17 protein-coding genes and 1 other RNA gene are annotated in these 16,212 nt (G+C 44.8%); 16 read left to right on the top strand and 2 right to left on the bottom strand.

Annotated features, from left to right (window positions below; translation table 11 throughout):
- Window positions 1-9 precede the first annotated feature (9 nt).
- The gene (locus D4N35_RS01370; RefSeq protein ID WP_120068767.1) at window positions 10-240 is read left to right on the top strand and encodes a hypothetical protein; all 231 of its coding nucleotides are present in this window, start codon (window positions 10-12) and stop codon (window positions 238-240) included.
- Here the strand turns inward: D4N35_RS01370 and D4N35_RS01365 are convergent.
- Window positions 235-699: an Hsp20/alpha crystallin family protein gene (locus D4N35_RS01365; protein WP_120068763.1), complete on the bottom strand. Its 465-nt coding sequence runs from the start codon at window positions 697-699 to the stop codon at window positions 235-237. The genes D4N35_RS01370 and D4N35_RS01365 overlap by 6 nt on opposite strands.
- 279 nt (window positions 700-978) lie before the next feature.
- Here D4N35_RS01365 and D4N35_RS01360 point away from each other — a divergent pair, with 279 nt between their 5' ends.
- The 4 genes from D4N35_RS01360 (at window position 979) to D4N35_RS01345 (ending at window position 2,831) form a co-directional block, all read left to right on the top strand.
- Entirely contained in the window at window positions 979-1,230 is a 252-nt protein-coding gene (locus tag D4N35_RS01360) for a hypothetical protein (protein ID WP_120068760.1), read from the top strand.
- Window positions 1,231-1,237: 7 nt separating this feature from the next.
- Window positions 1,238-1,468, top strand: a complete 231-nt coding sequence (locus D4N35_RS01355) for a hypothetical protein (protein WP_120068756.1) — start codon at window positions 1,238-1,240, stop codon at window positions 1,466-1,468.
- Window positions 1,469-1,616: 148 nt separating this feature from the next.
- Window positions 1,617-1,804, top strand: a non-coding RNA gene (gene ssrS, locus D4N35_RS01350) — 6S RNA.
- A gap of 262 nt (window positions 1,805-2,066) precedes the next feature.
- Window positions 2,067-2,831: a tRNA threonylcarbamoyladenosine dehydratase gene (locus D4N35_RS01345; protein WP_120068753.1), complete on the top strand. Its 765-nt coding sequence runs from the start codon at window positions 2,067-2,069 to the stop codon at window positions 2,829-2,831.
- A 34-nt stretch (window positions 2,832-2,865) separates the two neighbouring features.
- Here D4N35_RS01345 and D4N35_RS01340 read toward each other — a convergent pair whose 3' ends face one another.
- Entirely contained in the window at window positions 2,866-4,134 is a 1,269-nt protein-coding gene (locus D4N35_RS01340) for a replication-associated recombination protein A (protein WP_120068751.1), read from the bottom strand.
- Window positions 4,135-4,255: 121 nt separating this feature from the next.
- On the opposite strand from D4N35_RS01340, the gene D4N35_RS01335 reads away from it, so the two are divergent.
- The 11 genes from D4N35_RS01335 to D4N35_RS01285 all read left to right on the top strand — a co-directional run bounded on the left by D4N35_RS01335 (window position 4,256) and on the right by D4N35_RS01285 (window position 16,210).
- The gene (locus D4N35_RS01335; protein WP_120068748.1) at window positions 4,256-4,912 is read left to right on the top strand and encodes a YczE/YyaS/YitT family protein; all 657 of its coding nucleotides are present in this window, start codon (window positions 4,256-4,258) and stop codon (window positions 4,910-4,912) included.
- On the top strand, window positions 4,909-5,328 hold the full coding sequence (gene cymR / locus D4N35_RS01330; RefSeq protein ID WP_018705754.1) for a cysteine metabolism transcriptional regulator CymR: 420 nt from the start codon (window positions 4,909-4,911) through the stop codon (window positions 5,326-5,328). The genes D4N35_RS01335 and cymR overlap by 4 nt, the downstream gene beginning before the upstream one ends.
- Before the next feature lie 21 nt (window positions 5,329-5,349).
- Window positions 5,350-6,492 (top strand): cysteine desulfurase family protein, encoded by a 1,143-nt coding sequence (locus tag D4N35_RS01325; RefSeq protein WP_120068745.1) that lies wholly within the window; start codon window positions 5,350-5,352, stop codon window positions 6,490-6,492.
- Window positions 6,493-6,505: 13 nt separating this feature from the next.
- A complete protein-coding gene (mnmA, locus tag D4N35_RS01320) occupies window positions 6,506-7,621 on the top strand; it encodes a tRNA 2-thiouridine(34) synthase MnmA (RefSeq protein WP_120068741.1) in 1,116 nt (371 codons plus the stop codon).
- Window positions 7,622-7,905: 284 nt separating this feature from the next.
- Entirely contained in the window at window positions 7,906-8,574 is a 669-nt protein-coding gene (locus D4N35_RS01315; protein ID WP_120068738.1) for a tetratricopeptide repeat protein, read from the top strand.
- Between the two features lie 21 nt (window positions 8,575-8,595).
- Window positions 8,596-10,989 (top strand): SF1B family DNA helicase RecD2, encoded by a 2,394-nt coding sequence (recD2, locus tag D4N35_RS01310; protein WP_120068735.1) that lies wholly within the window; start codon window positions 8,596-8,598, stop codon window positions 10,987-10,989.
- Between the two features lie 39 nt (window positions 10,990-11,028).
- Window positions 11,029-11,559 (top strand): PRC-barrel domain-containing protein, encoded by a 531-nt coding sequence (locus D4N35_RS01305; RefSeq protein ID WP_120068731.1) that lies wholly within the window; start codon window positions 11,029-11,031, stop codon window positions 11,557-11,559.
- Complete coding sequence (locus D4N35_RS01300) at window positions 11,519-11,707, top strand: YrzR-like zinc ribbon domain (protein ID WP_120068728.1); 189 nt, start codon at window positions 11,519-11,521, stop codon at window positions 11,705-11,707. Before D4N35_RS01305 ends, D4N35_RS01300 begins: the two co-directional genes overlap by 41 nt.
- 97 nt (window positions 11,708-11,804) lie before the next feature.
- Window positions 11,805-12,875, top strand: coding sequence for an AI-2E family transporter (locus D4N35_RS01295; protein ID WP_120068724.1), 1,071 nt, complete (start codon window positions 11,805-11,807; stop codon window positions 12,873-12,875).
- A gap of 350 nt (window positions 12,876-13,225) precedes the next feature.
- Window positions 13,226-15,856: an alanine--tRNA ligase gene (gene alaS / locus D4N35_RS01290; protein WP_120068721.1), complete on the top strand. Its 2,631-nt coding sequence runs from the start codon at window positions 13,226-13,228 to the stop codon at window positions 15,854-15,856.
- Window positions 15,857-15,940: 84 nt separating this feature from the next.
- Complete coding sequence (locus tag D4N35_RS01285) at window positions 15,941-16,210, top strand: IreB family regulatory phosphoprotein (RefSeq protein WP_120068718.1); 270 nt, start codon at window positions 15,941-15,943, stop codon at window positions 16,208-16,210.
- Window positions 16,211-16,212 lie beyond the last annotated feature (2 nt).

Here is a 16,212-nt window from a genome sequence, read left to right as displayed (position 1 = left end):
ATGTTCAAAATGAAAGCAAAAACTACCATTGGGTTACATGGTTTGCACATTCGGACAATGGACAGGAATTCTTCCGTTACTTTAGGCAGTACACATTCACAAGGCAACCATGTCTTCAATCATCGTGCTGAGGGGTTTGGTGAACAAAGCGGCGATGGAGTCATACAAGATTACCCCGTTTCAATCGTGGAGGATTCCGATTTCATCGATTACAATGTCGTAAAAAGGAGACCATTATAGGATAGGAATATTCTCATGCCGGGTATATCTTCTCTTATATGTAACAAACAGAAGCCCGCCCTCAAATTTAGCTTGAATGTCTTTATGGTCAGCAGGTTCCGGCAGCTCAATGAGTCTTTCAAATTCCCCATACTGCCGTTCAGTCAAATAGGGAGACCCTGATACGAATGGTTGTTTGCTTACGCCTTTGACAAGCAATTTATTTCCTGAGATTGATAGTTGCACCTCTTCTTTTTGGAGACCCGGCAGTTCAACGATGACCATAATTTGCGTATCTGTTAAATAAATATCCACTAAAGGAAATCGCTTCGAAGCTTTACTTGGCTGTGATGGCATTTTATTGCCTGGATGAGTTTGTTCCGTTGTATTGTTATATTGGTCAAAAATGGACTCCCAGAAATTCCCGTTTTGGTATTTTTGCGCCATTTCCATCCACTGTTTTAGTTTTTCCAGGTCCATTATTCCTACCTCCAAACGTCAATCTTTTCAATCAGACAGGAAGGATGATAGCTCAAGTATGTTCGAAAAGCAGGACTTGGCCGAACCGGAAGTTCACGCAAGCCGGCACTAGTTCCGCAGTGCAGATTTAACGTTATTGTTTTAATCCTTTTATATATGTATTAGTGCAATAATCCATTCATTACACTGATTCTTTAAATGGATTGCATTGACTTTTGTTTTTTACCACATAAATGGCAGGGCTTCGTAATATATTCACTAAAAGGAGGAGGGAGGGGCATGAGAGGGACATCAATCAATATTAATATATTCATGTTAAAGATCAATTCCTTTGAAAACGCTTCTGCTGTTAATATAGGCCAAAGCTTATTAGCTGATTGGAATAATCACGATAAGAAAACGCAAGGGTTCGGACAGAATTTAGGAGACGACGTTGCCTTTTTAAGTCCGCAAAGTTTTGTTGATGACCGCTATCTAGTGGATTCCCCATCCACCTTTAACGCGCTGCCTATGAAGAGGGGGAAAGGGTGAGATACTGGTGTTTGGACCTGTAGTCATAAACTTGTTGGCGTTTAAAGTGAATACAATAGATCGAAATGCATCTATAAACATGGCGGCCTCTGCGCGTTTTGATATTTTTCTGAGCAATAAGCAAAACTATGGCTTAGGGGAAGAAAACGGGGACTTTGCAATCACGAATGTCCCGCTTAATCTTGTCAATGACCAAGATGTCAATGATACGAATGCCCAGAAAACAAGTGTAATTTAACATGGCAATTATACAAACGTTCAAGGGCGGACCTTTTCACGGTTCGCCTTTTTAACCTTTGGAGATCAAGAGTATCCCTCTGTTTGAAATTGCCAAGCCGTTTTCAATTGATATATTTTTGTGCCTGTGATAATATTTAATCAACAGAAAAGTCCTGATGTGTTCGTTTAAATACCTTATCGTTTTGACCGACAAGTTTTAACTACGGGAGCTTGGAGTTTCCATTTTGATAGCAAGCCTTTGGCAAAAGGACGCTTGAGATTTGGAGCAGAGCACCCACCTGCCGAGAGCGGGTTCAAAACAAAGGAACATAAAAACGGCACAATCGGGACTTTTCATCTTTAAAAAAGCAATCTGTCCAGGCAGATTGCTTTTTTTTTTACTTGGAAAGTATATGTTTTCAAGAATGACTGTCCAGCTTCAGCGCCTAGCCCCTCGAGGTCACAAGCCGCTTCCCTGTGGTGGCTGAGGAACTGCCTCCTCGGGAATCGTCTTGTTTGCCTGCGCTAATCAAGGCGCTTGCGCTTTTTTACTTGCAAACTGATTTTTTTTAAATTAATCTTAGTCCAGTATTCATTTAAATCTGGAGTTGATTATCATGCTGCATCAGTTTTCACGCAATGAATTGGCGATAGGAAAAGAAGGATTGGATATATTGAGAAACAGTACAGTTGCTGTTCTCGGAATCGGCGGAGTCGGTTCATTTGCCGCCGAGGCCCTGGCAAGGTCAGGCGTCGGCAAATTAATTCTCGTTGATAAAGACAATGTGGATATTACGAACGTCAACAGGCAGATCATAGCCTTGTTGTCCACCATTGGACAACCGAAAGCGGATTTGATGAAAGAAAGGATTAAAGACATTAATCCGGAATGCGAAGTCATCGCTTTGAAGATGTTTTACACGGAAGAGACATATGAGGAGTTTTTTTCGCATGATCTTGATTTTGTCGTGGACGCTTCCGATACGATTTCTTATAAAATTCATCTGATCAAAGAATGCCTGAAAAGGGATATACCGATGATTTCAAGCATGGGTGCGGCAAACAAGATGGACCCGACCAGGTTCATGATCAAGGATATTTTTAAAACACATACTGATCCGATTGCAAAAGTGATCAGGACAAGGCTCAGAAAAGAGGGTATCAAAAAAGGGGTTCCTGTCGTCTTCTCCGATGAAAGCCCGATTGTAGCCAGAGAAGACGTGGTTCAAGAAGTCGGAAAACAGGATTCGGATATTAGGAAAGCGAAAATGCCTCCTTCATCGAATGCTTTTGTGCCTTCGGCCGCCGGGCTGATTATGGCGAGCCATGTTGTAAGGGAATTGTTGAAGGATATTCATATTGAAAGGGTAAATAACGGTTAAAAATATGGACGGGACCTCGCGGTCCCGTAATTTATTAGTTGTTTTTAATTTTTTCATAGACAGCTGCCAAGGCCTGCTCGAATTTCCCCGTCTTTATCGGCTTGTAATACTCTTTTCCTTTTAATGTGTCAGGAAGATACTGCTGTTTGACCCATCCTGATTCATAGTTATGCGGATATTTGTAGTCAATGCCCCTGCCTAATGCTTTCGCACCTTTATAATGGGAGTCTTTCAAATGGAGAGGAACTTCTCCGCTTTTTCCTGATCTGATATCGCTTAATGCTTCATCCATCGCTTTATAGGCGGAGTTGGATTTGGGAGATAGGCATAATTCCACTACGGCGTTCGCCAACGGAATGCGGGCCTCTGGAAAGCCGATTTTTTCCGCCGTCTGTACAGCTGCCAGTGCCCTGGGACCGGCTTGCGGATTGGCCAGGCCGATATCTTCATAGGCGGTGACAAGCAGCCGCCTTGATATGCTTGGCAAATCGCCCGCTTCAATCATTCTTCCCAAATAATGTAATGCAGCGTTGACATCACTCCCGCGGATTGACTTTTGAAAAGCACTCAAAACATCATAGTGGGCGTCTCCGTCTTTATCATGGGAGAAAGCTTTTTTCTGGAGGCATTCTTCTGCAACTTCCACCGTAATGTGAATGACGCCATCTTTGTCCGGCTCCGTTGAAAGAACAGCCAGTTCAAGGGCGTTCAACGCGCTCCTTACATCTCCGCTGCTTGCGGAAGCAAAATGATGAAGCGCATTCTCATCCAAATCTATTTTATATTTGCCAATGCCGCGCTCCTCATCTTGGAGTGCCCTTTTTATGGCCTTGACCATATCGGACTCTTCCAAAGGAAAAAGTTCAAAAATCTGGCACCGGCTTCTGATGGCAGGGTTGATTGCATGGTAAGGATTGCTCGTTGTGGCACCGATCAGAATGATCATGCCATTTTCCAAATACGGAAGCAGAAAATCCTGCTTCGCCTTGTCAAGTCGGTGTACCTCATCCAACAGGAGTATGACTTTCCCGCTCATTTTTGCTTCAGCAGCTACAATTTCCATATCTTTTTTATTGTTTGTCACTGCATTCAATGAACGGAATGCATACTTTGTACTTCCGGCGATGGCACTTGCTATCGATGTTTTTCCAATGCCGGGAGGTCCGTATAAAATCATGGAAGAAAGCTGTTTCGCTTTTACCATCCTTGAGATGATCTTTCCTTCACCGACAAGATGTTCCTGTCCGACTACTTCATCAATCGTTCTTGGGCGCATCCGAAAAGCCAAAGGTTGTGCGTTCATGACATCCTCTCCAAACTGCTGTTCTATTTATCCATTGCTTATATCATACCAAACTTGCGCGCCATATGCATTTTAACTTGCTGGTATGCTATAATGAAGAAATGCAAAAGGAGTAGGGGAATTGAAGAGAAGACAGCAATTACAAAAAAGATTTGCCATTTTCACAGTTGGATTGCTAATCATGACTCTTGGAATCACGCTGACGATCGTTGCCAATTTGGGTGTCGCTCCTTGGGACGTTCTTCACGTCGGACTCTATTACCAATTCGGCTTGACAATCGGTACATGGAGTATTATTGTCGGTTTTATCGTCCTGGGTATAGCCGGGATCATAATGAAAGAGTGGCCGAAGTTCGGAGCTTATTTAAATATGATTTTAGTCGGCGTTTTTATTGATATGTATATGCTTTTGCCGTTTATGGCAGAGCCGCAATCGTGGCAGGGAAAAGCCGTCATGTTCTTAGTTGGAATGGTCGTTTATGCGTACGGCATGGGAATTTATTTATCAGCAGAGCTTGGAGCCGGTCCAAGGGACAGCTTTATGCTTGCTTTGACTGCCAAGACGAAATGGAAAGTCGCAAACGCAAGGCGGCTGATGGAAGTGGGTGTTCTTGCCATCGGCTGGCTGCTTGGAGGCCCTGTTTTCATAGGAACGGTCGTTTTCAGTCTCGCAGCAGGCACTTTCATCGGTATCGCGTTGCCGCAGTGCAGGACCATTACACATAAATGGCTTAAAGACGAAAAAGTGAATGAAATTGAACGGGGTGCAAGTGTATGAAAATTTCTACCAAAGGCCGTTATGGTCTGACTATCATGATTGAACTTGGAAAAAGATATGGAGAGGGTCCCATATCCTTAAAATCGATCGCACAGTCTCATAATCTGTCTGAGCATTACCTGGAGCAGCTTGCCGGACCTCTTCGCAATGCGGGATTGGTCAAAAGCGTCAGGGGGGCGTACGGCGGATACATTTTGGCAAAGGAGCCTTCGGAGATTACTGCAGGCGACATCATCCGTGTTTTGGAAGGCCCCATCAGCCCGGTGGAAGGCATTGAGGATGAAGAACCTGCCAAAAGGGCATTATGGATACGAATACGCGACGCTGTAAAAGATGTTTTGGACAGTACGACTGTCGAAGACCTGGCCAACCATGAAGATGAAGGCCAGGTACAGCCATATATGTTTTATATCTAATCTTGAAAATTGGTGGGAACAATGAATAAAATTTATTTGGATCATGCTGCTACAACACCGCTCCATCCACAGGCTGTTGAGCAAATGACAACCGTCATGAAAGAAATATACGGCAACCCGTCCAGCATTCATGCTTTCGGCCGCCAGGCCCGTCATTTGCTGGACCGGGCGAGAACGAAGATTGCCCGGACGATTCATGCAAAAGATAATGAAATTGTCTTTACGAGCGGTGGGACGGAAGCAGATAATCTCGCAGTCATAGGGACAGCCATCGCAAACCGTGATAAAGGGAAGCATGTCATCACTTCGTCCATTGAACATCACGCCGTACTTTACGCCTGTAACTTCCTTGAGAAGGAAGGGTTTGAAGTGACATATGTACAGCCGGATGAAAATGGATTGATCCATGTGGGAGAGATTGAAAAAGCTCTTCGAGATGATACGATCCTTGTAACGATCATGTTTGCTAACAACGAAGTGGGGACCATTCAGCCAATCAGCAAAATCGGTTCATTATTAAAGGACCATCAGGCTTATTTTCACACGGATGCCGTTCAGGCGTATGGGACGGAAGAAATAGATGTAAATGATCTTCACGTTGATCTTTTGTCCGCTTCTGCCCATAAAATAAATGGGCCAAAAGGCGTCGGGTTTCTCTATATCAAGAATGGAACAAGAATGGATTCTTTGTTCTATGGAGGAGAACAGGAGCTGAAGAGGCGGCCGGGTACAGAAAATCTTGTATCTATTGCAGGATTTGCGGAAGTCGCTTCGATTACTTCCAGCAGGCTGGAAGAAAAAAGACAGTCATATAAACAGCTTAAGGATAAATTTCTCCAGGCGCTTGAAGACGAAAAAATCAATTTTACAGTCAACGGTTCAATGGAGGAATCGGTTCCCCATATTTTGAATATCAGCTTTCCCGGCACGGAAGTGGAATCCCTTCTTGTGAATTTTGACTTGTCCGGAATTGCGGCATCAAGCGGTTCAGCATGTACAGCCGGTTCTATTGAGCCATCCCATGTATTGACAGCTATGTTTGGCAGCGGATCGGAACGGACCCGCAATTCAATCCGTTTCAGTTTCGGGCTCGGCAATACAGGGGAACAAGCCGTGGAGGCAGCTGAGAAAATAGCTGAAATTGTCCGAAGGCTTACGACATGAAAGGAAGATTACCGTGAATAAAGCACCGAAGGATACACGTGTGATCGTCGGTATGTCCGGTGGAGTCGACTCATCTGTAGCCGCCCTCCTGTTAAAAGAGCAAGGCTATGATGTAATCGGAATTTTTATGAAAAATTGGGATGACACGGATGAATTCGGCGTATGCACGGCTACAGAAGATTACAATGACGTTATAAGGGTATGCAATCAAATCGGCATACCGTATTATGCCGTCAACTTTGAACAGCAATATTGGGATAAGGTATTCACTTATTTCCTTGATGAATATAAAGCGGGAAGAACGCCCAATCCTGATGTGGTGTGCAACAAAGAAATCAAATTTAAAGCGTTTTTGGATCACGCACTAAAGCTTGGCGCTGATTATTTGGCGACAGGCCACTATGCGCGGGTCGAACGTGGCAATGGGGAAGTTAAAATGCTGCGGGGCATTGATCAAAACAAGGATCAGACGTACTTTTTAAACCAGCTGACCCAGGACCAGCTTCAAAAAGTCATGTTTCCGCTTGGGGGCATCGACAAGAAAAGGGTAAGGGAAATTGCCAAAGAAGCAGGCCTGGCTACGGCAGAGAAAAAGGACAGTACGGGAATCTGTTTTATCGGAGAACGGAATTTCAAGGAGTTCTTAAGCGGCTATCTTCCGGCCCAGAAAGGGAACATGGAGACCTTGGACGGAAGAAGAGTCGGCAGTCATGACGGATTGATGTATTATACAATCGGACAACGCCATGGTCTTGGCATCGGGGGAGCAGGCGATCCGTGGTTTGTCGTCGGAAAAAATCTTGAGCAAAATGTTTTATATGTGGAACAGGGGTTCCATCATCCGGCTTTATATTCCGACAGCATCCAGGCCATCAAGGTGAACTGGATTTCCGATCAGGAGAAAGAATCAGAGTTTACCTGTACGGCAAAATTCCGTTACCGGCAGCCGGATGAGGAAGTCACGGTCAAGCTGCTGCCGGGAAATGAAGCCGAAGTCAGGTTTGCAAGGCCGGTAAGAGCTGTGACGCCCGGGCAGGCAGTCGTGTTTTATGACGGTGATGTCTGCCTTGGCGGAGGAACGATTGACCGGATTTTCCGGGATGGACAAAGATTAATGTATGTTGGATAATTGGAAGGCTGCTTATTTTCATAAGCGGCTTTTTCCGCTGTTTAAGGAAGTATAAGATTTTTTAGCTTTAAAATTTTGAACAAATCCTTTTATTGTCTAGCTCCAGCGCCTATCGACTAGCAGACTTCGCGCCTCCTCCTACGATAAGTCAACATCGGCTCGTTCCTCGCCGTGTTTCCTTTATCTCGTCGGAGGCACTCCAGTCTGTACGTCGATGGGCAAGGCGCTTGCGCTTTTCTTATGTTATAATTTCACTAAAAGAACTAATGTACGGAGTGTAGCAAATGGATAAAAACAGGCAGGGCATTGAATATTTACAGCAGGGAGAAATGGAAAAAGCCATACAAATGTTTACGGCTGCTATCGAAGAAAATCCGAAAGATCCGGTAGGTTATGTAAACTTCGCAAACGTTCTTCTGTCGGTAAGAGAGCCGCAGCGTGCAGAAGAATTTTTAAAACGCGCCATTGAACTGGATGATCAGGCGTCAGCAGCCTATTACAGCTACGGGAATTTATACTTTAATCAGGAAAAATATCCGGAAGCTGCCGGCATGTTTGAAAAAGCTTTGGCAATCGGGCCGGAGACGAATGATTTACATTACATGCTCGGCATGTGCTTTGTGAACCTTGGCAAAAATGAGCTGTCACTCCCTTACCTTCAAAGGAGTGTGGAGTTGGATGATGCGGATACTGAAGCAAAATTCCAGTACGGCCTGGCACTGGCGAGGGCAGGAGTCATGGATGAAGCGATTAAGAAATTGACAGAAGTGACTGAAGCGGACCCCAAGCATGCAGACGCTTTTTATAATCTTGGGGTTGCTTATGCAGGCAAAGAAAACCAGCTTGAAAAAGCCTTGGATCAATTCAATAAAGCATTGGCCGTCCAGCCTGATCACCTTCTTGCCGGCAATGGCAAAAAATTGGTGGAGCAGGCATTAAAAGAGCAAGACTAAGCAATAGGGGAGGTTCCGGCAATGGAATCGCTTGATTTGTTTTCCGAAAATGAAAAGTTCATGAAGGGCCGGCACCTCGCCACGATTTTCCATAATGAACAAAACCTGTACTCTGTCGTCAGGATCAGAGTGGAAGAGACAAACGAGGAGTATAAGGAAAAAGAAGCGGTCATCACCGGTTATTTTCCAAAAATACACGAACAGGAAACGTATATTTTTTACGGCGGTTTAAAGGAACATCCGAAATTTGGCCTCCAATTTCATGCGAACCATTTCAAAAAGGAAATTCCGCAGACAAAACAAGGGCTTGTCATGTACCTATCCAGTGATTTATTCAAAGGCATCGGTGAAAAAACGGCCGAAAGAATCGTAGAAGCTCTCGGAGAGAATGCCATCAGCATCATTTTGAGCAAGCCGTCGGTCCTGGATGAAATTCCGCGGGTTTCTCCGGAAGCAGCCAAAAATCTGTATGAAGCACTGCTTGAACACCAAGGACTGGAACAGGTCATGATCGGCCTGAATCAATACGGATTCGGGCCGCAACTATCCATGAAGATTTACCAGGTGTACAAAGAAGATACATTAGCCATAATTGAAAAGAATCCGTACCAGCTTATAGAAGATGTAGAAGGTGTCGGTTTCGGCAGGGCTGATGAGCTGGGAGTCCAGCTTGGCATCGTCGGGAATCATCCGGACAGAATCAAGGCCGGATGCCTGTATGTTCTTGACCAGCAATGCATGCAAAACGGACATGTCTATTTAGAGGCGGAGCAGCTGCTTGAACAGGTGAAACAGCTGCTTGAAAGCAGCCAGGCGGTTGAAATTCCTTTCCAAATTATTGCTGATGCCCTTGTCCAGTTAAAAGAAGAAGGAAAAATAATTGGTGAGGAACAGCGTATTTACATGCCATCTCTTTATTTTTCAGAGAAAGGCCTTGTTGCGAACATCCGGCGGATTATGGAACAAAAACAGTATGCTGATCAATTTCCGGAATCCGAGTTTTTATTGGCGCTTGGGAATCTGGAAGAGCGGTTGGGCGTCCAGTATGCACCATCCCAGAAAGAAGCGATTCAAACAGCCTTGACGAGTCCTTTAATGATACTGACAGGCGGACCCGGAACCGGAAAAACAACGGTCATTAAGGGAATTGTCGAACTGTATGCCGAGCTTCACGGCTGTTCGCTCGATCCTCACGCATATAAAAAAGAAGATATATTTCCGTTTATTTTGGCTGCACCGACAGGACGTGCCGCAAAAAGAATGGCGGAATCGACCGGGCTTCCTGCCATGACCATTCACAGGCTGTTGGGCATGACAGGTCAGGAGAGCCTGGATACAGAAGGCGAACGTGAAATCGAAGGAAAGATCATCATTATCGACGAAATGTCGATGGTGGATACATGGCTTGCCCATCAGCTTTTCAAGTCACTCCCCGATTCGATCCAGGTCATTTTGGTGGGAGATGAAGACCAGCTTCCTTCAGTTGGTCCCGGGCAAGTGCTGAAAGATCTTTTGGCCTCTAATACTCTTCCGGTTGTCCAATTAACAGACATTTATCGGCAGGCGGACGGTTCGTCGATTGTGGAACTGGCACACAAAATAAAGAACGGAAAGATCCCTTCCGATGTTACGGCTCAGCGGAAAGACCGGTCTTTTATCAAATGCCAGGCACCGCAAATAGGGGGTGCTGTTGAGCAGGTTGTAAAAAATGCTCTAACAAAAGGATACACGGCCAAGGATATTCAGGTATTAGCCCCCATGTACCGCGGGCCCGCCGGAATCGACAACCTGAATAAAATATTGCAGGAAGTTTTTAATCCCAAAAAAGAAAAATGGAATAAGGAAATCACATTGGGAGAGACAAAATTCAGGATTGGGGACAAAGTGCTGCAGCTCGTCAACCAGCCGGAAAAAAATGTCTTCAATGGGGATATCGGTGAAATCATTTCCATATTGTATGCAAAAGAAAACGTCGAAAAGCAGGACATGATCATTGTCTCTTTTGAAGGTACGGAAGTCACATACATGCGCCAGGATTTTAACCAGATTACCCATGCTTTTTGCTGTTCCATCCATAAGGCGCAAGGAAGCGAATTTCCGATCGTCATCCTTCCGGTTGTGAGGAATTATTATCGGATGCTGCGCCGCAATTTATTATATACAGCCATCACAAGGAGCAAGCAGTTTCTCATTTTGTGCGGAGAAGAAAGTGCTTTCCGGGTCGGGATAGAACGTGAAGATGATCAAAAAAGGCAAACTACACTGCGTGAGAAACTGGCTGGTGAAAAGCAACAGCCGGTCATAGAAGAAAAAATGAATGAGGAGCAAGAGGAATTGTCATATGAAGATAAACTTTTCTTGGCAGACCCCATGATTGGCATGGAAAATGTTTCACCTTATGATTTCCTCGATTGAGCGGAAAATAAAAATGTTCGAAAAAGGTGGTGTGCATCTTTGCGGACATTTTCTTTATTGAAAGGGATGCCGGTTTACGACCGGAATGGCGAAATGCTTGGTGAAGTTTGTGACATTTGCATAGGCGATGAGGGAATGGTGACAGATCTTTTGCTGCAGATGAAAGGTTTCATCGGGAAAAAGCTGCGCGTCCCCGTGCAGTCCGTTTCATCCTTTGGCGAAGATGGAATCATGGTTGACAGCAACGGGCAATTCTCCATATACCAGGAGCTTGATGATGAATACACAATGCATCATGGCCGCCCTTTAGCCAAAAAAAATACGATGACGCCGCAAGGCGAACAGCTCGGATTGCTGGATGATGTATATTTTTTGGAAAAAGAGGGTACAATCGTTGGATACGAGCTGACTGATGGATTCTTTTCGGATATAACGGAGGGAAAGCGGATCATCCGTACCCTCGATCCCCCTAGTATTGGAAAGGATGCCATCATTGTGTCAGCAATCAATCAACGAGGTGGCAGTACCCATGATGAAATGTCCGAATTGTCAAAGCAAGGACCTTGGTAAAATTGGAGTCAATCAGTATTATTGCTGGAATTGCTTCATTGAACTTTCCATCGGAAAGGAAATCATCTATACCCACCAGGTGGAAGAAGATGGTACTTTAAGTTCCTTGGATGATCTGTTTGACGAGCGGGAACGCAAGTTGAGCTAGGGGCTGCCCTCAGAAGGCAGCCTCTTGAACTATTTCTTTTCTTACCTGCGATTAAAATGTGATAAAAAACGGCACACTAATCGCAGGAGGGAACAAGTTGAAGCAAAAGCGGCTCCGCTTAATATACAATTTGGCGATTGTGTTATTGTTATTTATCATTCTATATTGTTTTCTGCTCTTAAAACCGCTGTGGAAACCGGTTTTTACGATTGTGTGCATCGGGCTGCTGCCATTTATGATAGGCGGCTTTATTGCTTATCTGCTTCATCCGATTGTTAAAAAAATAGAATTGCTTGGCATTAACCGGATTGTGGCGATCCTTGCCATTTATGTGCTGTTTTTCGGCGGAATGGGATATGCTCTTTATGTGGGAATTCCCGTTCTGATTGATCAAGTCAGCCATTTCTCGGAGCATATACCCGAATTGGCGGGACATTATAAAGGCCTGGTGAAAGACCTGCATGAATCGACTTCGAGATGGCCAGATGGTATACAGACTCAAATTGAAGAACGTGTTGATGATTTTGAACAATGGTTAAACCGGTTTTTGGAAAAAACCATGTCTGCCTTTAAAGGACTGATCAACTTTATTTTTGTTTTGGCTGTCATTCCTTTCATTTCTTTTTACATATTGAAGGATCTGGACCTGATCAAAAAAGCTGCCTGGTATATGACACCGAAAAAATGGCGGAAACAGGGAAAGGAATTTCTTTCAGCCGTCAATACTTCCCTTGGAGGCTACATCCGCGGCCAGTTGCTTGTTTGCGTTTTGATAGGAACGATTTCCACCCTTTTATTTTGGCTGATTGGACTGGATTATCCTGTCATCATGGGCTTGATTGTAGCTTTTACAAACATCATTCCCTATTTCGGCCCGGTTATCGGGGCCGTTCCTGTCACTGCCTTCGCCTTGCTAAGCTCAGTCAAGCTGGCACTGATGTCTGCCGGCATCATCGTTTTGCTCCAATTGCTGGAGGGGAATGTCCTTTCACCTTACATCGTCGGGAGATCGATCAATATTCATCCCCTTTTTATCATTGCCGCTTTAATTATAGGCGGAGAAGCGGGAGGAGTAATCGGCATGCTTGTCGCCGTTCCTCTTTTGGCTATATTAAAAGTGGCTGTTGTCCATTCACGCGATTACTTTATTAAAGCAAAACAGACGTAGATGGGATAGGCCCCTAAAGGATTTGACAAAGATTTTTCTATTACCTATAATTTCTAGTAGCTAATATACTTAAAAACGAAGAAGGATCCATTCTTATTACTGCCCATCTGAGCGACAGCTTTCCTGTGTCGCAGAAGAGAGGAATTTCCGAGGCTGAAAGAAATTCCAGATGAAGAGTAATAATGAGCTAATCCGGAGTGCAGTTAAAAGCCTGCCGTTCACCGCGTTAAGGTCCTGAGAGATGACAAAGAATAGTTCTTTGTTAAATCAGGGTGGTACCGCGTGCAAGCTTCGCCCCTGGCTGGGGAGGAGCTTTTTTTATTTACATTAATAAATAGGAGGAAAAAAGGATGAAAAAACTGACTGGCTCACAAATCAGACAGATGTTTTTGGATTTTTTTCAGGAAAAAGGACATAAAGTGGAGCCCAGTGCTTCCCTTATCCCGCATGATGATCCGTCCTTGCTGTGGATTAACAGCGGTGTTGCAACACTGAAGAAATATTTCGACGGCAGGGAGATTCCCGAGAATCCGAGAATCGTCAATGCGCAAAAGTCCATCCGGACAAACGACATTGAAAATGTCGGAAAAACAGCAAGGCATCATACATTTTTTGAAATGCTCGGGAATTTTTCCATCGGGGATTATTTCAAGAAAGAAGCGATCGAATGGGCATGGGAGTTTCTGACAAGTGAAAAATGGATCGGATTTGATCCGGAAAAATTGTCTGTAACGATCCATCCTGAAGACGATGAGGCATTTGAACTGTGGAATCAAATGATCGGAATGCCGAAAGAAAGAATCATCCGCCTTAAGGAGAATTTCTGGGATATCGGTGAAGGGCCGAGCGGCCCCAACTCGGAGATCTTTTTTGACAGGGGCCCGGAATATGGTGATGATCCGAATGATCCGGAGCTGTTTCCGGGCGGTGAAAATGAAAGATACCTTGAAATCTGGAACCTTGTCTTTTCGCAGTTCAATCATAATCCGGACGGGACTTACACGCCTTTGCCAAAGAAAAACATCGATACCGGAATGGGACTGGAACGTATGGCTTCCGTTGTACAGGATGTCCCGACCAACTTTGAGACAGATTTATTCATGCCGATCATCAAAGAGACAGAAAAGCTTTCCGGTAAGGCTTACGGCGAAAGTACCGAACAGGATACCGCATTTAAGGTTATTGCGGACCATGTACGGACAGTCGTATTTGCTGTAAGTGACGGGGCTCTGCCTTCAAATGAAGGCCGCGGATATGTATTAAGGAGACTTCTCCGCAGGGCTGTCCGCTATGGAAAGAACTTAAAGATTGAAAAACCATTCATGTACCGTCTTGTTCCTGTTGTGGGTGAAATCATGAAAGATTTCTATCCGAAAGTTTTGGAGAACACAGACTTCATTGAACGGGTCATTAAAAATGAAGAGGAACGCTTCCATGAAACATTGAATGATGGATTGGAAATTTTGTCTTCACTTATAGAGAGAGCGAAAGCCGAAGGAAAAGATATGATTTCCGGCAAGGATGTTTTCAGGCTCTACGACACGTACGGTTTTCCTGTTGAACTGACTGAAGAATATGCGGAAGAAGAGCAAATGAAAGTTGATCATGACGGCTTTGCAAAGGAAATGGAAAAGCAGAGGGAAAGAGCCCGCTCCGCCAGAAGCGAAACGGATTCCATGCAGGTTCAAAGCGGCACCCTTTCCGAATTGACAGTCAGCAGTGAATTTGTCGGCTATGAGCACCTTGAAACGGATTCGGTTGTTCTTGCTATTTTAAAAGAGGGAGACATCACGGAAACAGTGGAAAAAGGGGATGAGATCCAATTCATATTGGACGTCACGCCTTTTTATGCCGAAAGCGGCGGCCAGGTTGCAGATCATGGAATCGTCAGCGGGCCTTCCCAGAAAATTGAAGTGACCAAAGTGATCAAAGCACCAAACGGCCAAAATCTTCATACGGGAGTCGTAAAAGAAGGCACTATAAAAACCGGCAATAAAGTGAAAGCCAAGGTTGATGAGAAAATGCGCGGCCAAATCATCAAAAATCATACGGCGACACATTTGCTGCATAAGGCATTGAAGGATGTTCTCGGAACCCATGTCAATCAGGCAGGCTCATATGTCGGACCGGAAAGACTCCGTTTTGACTTCTCCCATTTCGGTTCAGTAACGGATGAAGAATTGAAAAAAGTTGAAGAGAAGGTAAACCGTGATATTTGGGCCAATCATCCGGTCGATACGAAGCTGACAAGCCTGGCTGAAGCGAAGGAAATGGGAGCCATGGCTCTATTCGGTGAAAAATACGGAGAAACCGTGCGTGTTGTATCCGCAGGAGACAGTCTGGAATTATGCGGCGGCTGCCATGTATCCAATACCGCAGAAATCGGCCTGTTTAAAATTGTTGCGGAAAGCGGAATTGGGGCAGGAGTGCGCAGGATCGAAGCGGTCACTGGTGAGCATGCATTCCGCTTCATGAATGGCCAGGTGAACGAGTTGCATGCCGTGGCAGAGAAATTAAAGACAAAACCGGCCCAAGCAGTGGAAAGGACGGAGGCCCTTCTCCTGGAATTAAAGGAACTGCAAAGGGAAAATGAATCTCTCACAGCAAAGCTCGCCCATGTGGAAGCCGGGAGCCTTATCCAAAAAGCCAAGGAGATCGAAGGAATCAAAGTGATTGTAAGCCAAGTCCAAGACGCGGATATGAATACACTCAGAAATATGGGGGATGATTTAAAACAGCAGCTTGGATCAGGGATTGTCGTGCTTGGATCCGTACAAAACGGAAAAGTGAACATTATCGCCGGCGTAACAAAAGATTTGATGGAAAAAGGGTATCATGCCGGAAAATTGGTCAAAGAGGTTGCTTCACGGTGCGGCGGCGGAGGAGGAGGCCGTCCGGATATGGCACAGGCAGGCGGGAAAAATCCGGATCAATTGGAATCGGCTCTTTCCTTTGTGGGTGAATGGATAAAATCCGTTTGATTCCCGCTTCAAATCATGTACAATGAAGGTAATGTTTAAAAGCCGGGCCAGTCAGGCAAGTTCTGAAAGAAGGTGTTGTTGTAAATGGGCTCTTTTGATAAAACAATGCGGTTCGAGTTCCATGAAGATCCAATGGAACATGACGTCAAAGAGGTTCTAATGCATGTATACGGGGCTCTTCAAGAAAAGGGATACAATCCCATCAACCAGATAGTCGGTTATTTGCTTTCCGGCGACCCCGCCTATATTCCAAGGCATCAAGATGCACGCAATATTATGAGGAAGCTGGAAAGGGATGAAATCATCGAAGAGCTGGTGAAGTCCTATTTAAAGCAGCATCGTGAGGGGACATGAGT

Origin of the sequence: Siminovitchia fortis, from assembly GCF_003605365.2 — a bacterium.
Lineage (GTDB): Bacteria > Bacillota > Bacilli > Bacillales > Bacillaceae_C > Siminovitchia > Siminovitchia fortis.
Note: the sequence above shows the minus strand (reverse complement) of the source record. Positions and strands in the feature narration are given on the sequence as shown.